The 5,307-nt window shown below is 61.9% G+C and carries 5 protein-coding genes and 1 pseudogene; 2 read left to right on the forward strand and 4 right to left on the reverse strand.

Translation table 11 applies throughout. From position 1 onward, the window contains the following. A pseudogene (locus tag HX846_RS12565) lies at positions 1 to 453 on the reverse strand (glycine zipper family protein); the annotation flags it as partial. 414 nt (positions 454 to 867) lie between these two features. Between HX846_RS12565 and HX846_RS12570 the strand changes: the two are divergent. Next, positions 868 to 1,347 (forward strand): Lrp/AsnC family transcriptional regulator, encoded by a 480-nt coding sequence (locus HX846_RS12570; protein ID WP_003194418.1) that lies wholly within the window; start codon positions 868 to 870, stop codon positions 1,345 to 1,347. 228 nt (positions 1,348 to 1,575) lie between these two features. Then, positions 1,576 to 1,785, forward strand: a complete 210-nt coding sequence (locus HX846_RS12575; protein ID WP_026077819.1) for a DUF2788 domain-containing protein — start codon at positions 1,576 to 1,578, stop codon at positions 1,783 to 1,785. Here the strand turns inward: HX846_RS12575 and HX846_RS12580 are convergent. From HX846_RS12580 to HX846_RS12590, 3 genes are all read right to left on the reverse strand, one after another. Then, positions 1,780 to 2,421, reverse strand: a complete 642-nt coding sequence (locus tag HX846_RS12580) for a pseudouridine synthase (protein ID WP_029616066.1) — start codon at positions 2,419 to 2,421, stop codon at positions 1,780 to 1,782. The two genes, HX846_RS12575 and HX846_RS12580, sit on opposite strands and share 6 nt — an antisense overlap. A gap of 71 nt (positions 2,422 to 2,492) precedes the next feature. After that, positions 2,493 to 3,992, reverse strand: coding sequence for an AMP nucleosidase (gene amn / locus HX846_RS12585; RefSeq protein WP_172834544.1), 1,500 nt, complete (start codon positions 3,990 to 3,992; stop codon positions 2,493 to 2,495). 170 nt (positions 3,993 to 4,162) lie between these two features. Then, the coding region (locus HX846_RS12590) for an acyl-CoA dehydrogenase family protein (protein WP_178965480.1) at positions 4,163 to 5,307 on the reverse strand (1,145 nt) is incomplete at its 5' end.

The raw sequence follows: 5,307 nt of genomic DNA on the forward strand, positions 1-5,307 counted from the left end.
GTTGCGACGCGGGATGTCCTGGTAATTGCCCTGACGCGGTTCCTGGGTCTGGCGCACGGTATCCGGGCGACCCTGGATCGGCAGGTTATTGGCCGGCTGCGGCGCCGGGTGCGGCGGTTGCTGCTGGTTGCCTTGTGGACGACCTTGCCACTGGCCACCCCCATTCGGGCGCTCGACATTCTGGTTCTGCGGCCGTGGCTGATTGTTTTCGAAATGCTGATTCTGCGGACGCGGCTGATTGTTCTCGGGCCGAGGGGCTTCAGGACGCGGTTGATTATTTTGTGGTCGCGGTTGGTTGTTCTGCGGCCGAGGCTGATTATTGCCTGGATGCCCTTCCGGGCCTCTTTCATGCTGACCACCGCCTTCCTGGCGTGGCGGGTCGTCGGCCATCACTTGCGCACCAACGCTCATCATCAGCAAACCAACACCTGCCAAACGCCAGATGCGCTTCATGCTATTCCTCACTGCGGATTAGGGCCTACACGTAAGACTGGAAAACCGGGGCCCGGTTCTGCGAGAGGTTATCAGTCACGAGAAGTATTTTCGCAGGCAATAAAAAGGGGCGACCCGTCGGTCGCCCCTTGAGAACTTCGTCCTGGCTCAACGCTTTTGACGTTGGCTCACCTCACGCCGTCTTGTGGACAGTGTGCAGCCCGGGGGCCGGGGCAACCCTGTGGGGTTGGCGGCCGCAGCCGGCCTTATTGGCGGGCTGCAGTGGACTGTATGTCCGGGCAGTGATTCTGTTGATAACTCTACGCCTCGGCCTCGGGCAGATGATTGCGAAGATTGCGTCAATAAACAGTGCTTGCGCAATTTTTAACCCTGGATAGATAATTCACCGCAATAGTTACGACAAAGGCCAGCCCCATGAGCAAACTTGACCGATACGACCTGAGTATTTTGGCGGAATTGCAGCGCGACGCGAGGATCTCCAACCAGGAGTTGGCCGAGCGCATCGGCCTGTCGCCTTCGCCGTGCTCACGCCGGGTCAAGCAACTCGAAGACGACGGCTACATCGCCCGCCAGGTCGCCTTGCTCGACCGCAAGATGCTCGGCCTGAGTCTCACGGCCTACGTGCTGATCGGCATGGACCGACACACCCCCGAACGTTTCGAGAACTTCGAAGCGGCCATCCGCACCTTGCCGCAAGTGCTGGAATGCAGCCTGGTGACCGGGATGGACGCCGACTATCAGCTGAAAGTGGTGGTGCCAGACATGGATCACTACCAGAAGCTGCTGCTGGGCCACCTGACGCGCATCGAAGGCGTCACCAGCGTGCGCTCAAGCTTTGTGCTGAACCAGGTGCTCAACAGCACCGAGCTGCCGCTGACCCACCTGCGCACTTAAGACCAGCGCGGAACAAATGTGGGAGCGGGCTTGCTCGCGAATGCGGTGTGCCAGGCACCGAATGTGCTGACTGATCCTCCGCATTCGCGAGCAAGCCCGCTCCCACATTTTGACTGTGTTCCCGCAGGGTGGTAAGTCTGCGGCAGACCGACGCAGGTCAATGTCGCGCCGATTGCCCTGGCGTATAATCGGCGCCCTGCCCCAGCCGGAAACGACCCGATGAACTCGATTGATCCCGCCGTGTTTGAAGAATGGATGATGACCGGCCTGGTCAGCATCCTGATCATTTTCATGGGCTTTATCGTCTGGGACCTGGCGAAGAAATCCAAGGCCGGGCGCTTTGGCTCGATGATCCTGTTCTTCGTGCTGGGCCTGGGCGTTGCCGCGTTCATCATCAAGAGCGTGGTGATCGGCCTGATCGAGTCCGGCGCCTTATAAGCGCGCCGGCACTTCTTTCCATTGGCCTTGGTCCAGGCCGTCGATTGACCAGTCACCAATCCGCACCCGCACCAGACGCAACGTCGGCAAGCCTACGGCGGCCGTCATGCGCCGCACCTGGCGGTTACGCCCTTCACGAATCACCAACTCCAGCCAATGGGTCGGCACGCTTTTGCGAAACCGCACCGGCGGATTGCGTGGCCATAGTTGTGGCTCGTCCAGTTGCCGGGCTTCGGCGGGCAGGGTCATGCCGTCGTTGAGCTCCACACCGTCGCGCAGGCGTTGCAGCTGTTCCTCGGTCGGCTCGCCTTCCACCTGCACCCAATAGGTTTTGGCTAATTTGTGCTTGGGGTCCGCGATGCGCGCCTGCAATTGGCCGTCGTTGGTCAGCAGCAATAGGCCTTCACTGTCACGGTCCAGGCGCCCGGCCGGGTAAATGCCGGGGATGTCGATGAAATCCTTGAGGGTCGCCCGCCCGCCTTCATCGCTGAACTGGGTCAGCACATCGAAGGGTTTATTGAACAGGATCAACTTGGGCTCGGCCGGTGGCGCCTTGGCGACACGACGCGGGGCTGACGAAGTTTGCGGACTTTTCACACCGGGGCGGCGGGAAACAGGACGGGCAGGACGGGACATGGCAAAGGAACATCTAACGGTCAGGACCGACAATGCTAGTGGCCTGACCGTTAAATAACCATCCCAACCGTTTAGCGGAACGGCGGCTCGTCGAAGCTGCGCAGTTTGCGCGAGTGCAGCGAGTTGAGTTCGGTGCGCAACAGATCCACCGCCTCGATGCCGATCTTCAAGTGCTGGCTGACCGCACGCTCATAGAACGCGTTGGCCGATCCCGGCAGCTTGATCTCGCTGTGCAGCGGTTTATCCGAGACACACAGCAACGTGCCGTACGGCACCCGCAGGCGGTAGCCCTGGGCGGCGATGGTACCGCTTTCCATGTCCACGGCCACGGCGCGGGACAGGTTGATCAGCGGACGTTCCTGGGCCCAGCGCAGCTCCCAGTTGCGGTCGTCGTAGGTCAGCACGGTGCCGGTGCGCAGGCGCTTTTTCAGCTCTTCGCCTTTCTCGCCGGTGACGTTGGCCGCGGCTTGCTGCAAGGCCATCTGCACTTCGGCCAGGGCCGGGATCGGAATGTTCGGCGGCACTACCCGGTCGAGAATCCCGTCGCGACGCATGTAGGCGTGAGCCAGCACGTAGTCACCGATGGTCTGGGATTGGCGCAGCCCGCCGCAGTGACCAATCATCAGCCAGCAATGCGGACGCAATACGGCGAGGTGGTCGGTGATGTTCTTGGCATTGGACGGGCCGACGCCGATGTTCACCAGGGTCACACCATGGCCGTCGCTCGCCTGCAAGTGGTAAGCCGGCATCTGATAACGGTGCCAGACCACGCCGGCAGCAATGGCAGACGCTTCGCCGTGGTCCATGCTCTTGTCGATGATCACATTGCCCGGCAGCACCATGCGGATAAAGCGCGGGTCGCTGCGCAACTGTTCCAGGCCATGCACGATGAACTGGTCAACGTAGCGGTGGTAGTTGGTCAGCAAAATCCACGGCTGCACATGGCGCCAGTCGCTGCCGGTGTAGTGCACCAGGCGGCGCAGGGAAAAGTCGACACGGGCGGCATCGAACAACGCCAATGGCAGCGGGTCGGTGTTTTCCCAGTCGTACAGGCCGTCGGCGATGCCATCGGTGGCGGCAGACAGGTCGGTACTCGGGAACACCCGCGCCAGCGTGGCGGCAGTTACACCGGAGCCGGCCAGTTCGTCACCCTGCTCCACCACGTACGGGTAGGGAATGTTCTGCTGGCTGACGCCCACTTCCACCGTCACGGTGAAGTCGTGCATCAACGGCACCAGTTGCTCCAGCAGGTATTTGCGGAAGGCCGACGGATGGGTGACGGTAACGCTGTAGGTCCCCGGCAACTGAACCTTGGCATACGCCCGGGTGGTCTGTGGGACTTCGCCCTGCACCAGGTAGGTCAGGCGAAGTTCCGGGTAGCGAAACATCGCACGTTGTTCAGCGTCGGGTTCGACGCGGTCTTTGAGGTAGCGCTTGAGGGCTTGATTGAGCGCGCCAGTGGCACGTTCATGGAGAGCCGCCAGCCGATCCACGGCTTCTTCGGCGGTTTGAACGACAACAAAAGCTTCGGTCACGGTAAGCATCCTGTGTTCTGACTTGCAGGCCTTCATCTTGCCTGTATCCCTGGCGCACTGGAACACCGGAATTGGAATGCGATCAATAATGTGGGAGCGGCGGTGCGACGATTCGACTTGCTCGCGAATGCGGTAGGTCAGCACATGTATTGGCTGATCCACCGCCTTCGCGAGCAAGCCCGCTCGCACATTTTGCCCGCATTCATTCAGAGGATTTGAGGTGTCGACCGGGCGACGATTGCCTCCACATCCACACCCCGCGGCAAGGTGCCATAGACCCGGCCCGACGACTCACCCAGTCGGCTGGCGATAAAGCCATCACTCACACTGGCATTGCCCGCCTCCAGCAGCAGCTTGGCCTGCAACGCCACCGCGATGTCCTCGGTCAATTGCCGGGCACGGTATTGGATGTCCTGGGTGTCCATGAACGCCGACTTCAACTGCTCGATATGCCGCGCCAGGTGCTTGTGGCCATGACCATCCCCCAGCTCGACAAACAGCGCCTCCAATACGCCCGGTTCTTTGGACAGGGCCCGCAGCACATCCAGGCACTGCACATTGCCGGAACCTTCCCACGTCGAGTTGACCGGCGCCTCACGGTACAAGCGCGGCAGGATACTGTCCTCGACATACCCCGCACCGCCCATGCACTCGGCGGCTTCGTTGATCATCGCGGGCGCGCGCTTGCAGATCCAGTACTTGCCCACCGCCGTCACCAGCCGGGCGAATTTGGCTTCCTGTTCGTTATCCAGGTGGTCCAGCGCGCGCCCCATGCGCATGCTCAAGGCCAGGGACGCCTCGCTTTCCAGGGCCAGGTCGGCCAGTACGTTCTGCATCAACGGTTGCTCGCTGAGCACCCGGCCACCTACCAGGCGGTGAGCGCAATGATGGCTGGCCTGGGTCAGCGCCTGGCGCATCAGGGCGCTGGAGCCGACCATGCAATCGAAGCGGGTCATCGCCACCATCTCGATGATGGTCGGTACGCCGCGCCCTTCTTCACCGATCATCCAGGCCAGCGCGCCACGAAACTCCACTTCGCTGGAAGCGTTGGAGCAGTTGCCGAGCTTGTTTTTCAGGCGCTGGATGTAGAACTCGTTGCGGGTGTCATCCGGGCGGTGCCGGGGCAGCAGGAAACAGGTCAGGCCCTTGTCGGTCTGGGCCAGGGTGAGGAAGCCATCGCACATCGGCGCGGAGCAGAACCACTTGTGCCCCACCAGCTCATACGCCTGGCCCGGGCCGCCGGCGCCCACCGGGTAAGCGCGTGTGGTGTTGGCGCGCACGTCGGTGCCACCCTGTTTCTCGGTCATGGCCATGCCGATGGTGGCGCCGGCCTTGTGGGCGATGCCGACGT

Origin of the sequence: Pseudomonas sp. K5002, from assembly GCF_013386655.1 — a bacterium.
Lineage (GTDB): Bacteria > Pseudomonadota > Gammaproteobacteria > Pseudomonadales > Pseudomonadaceae > Aquipseudomonas.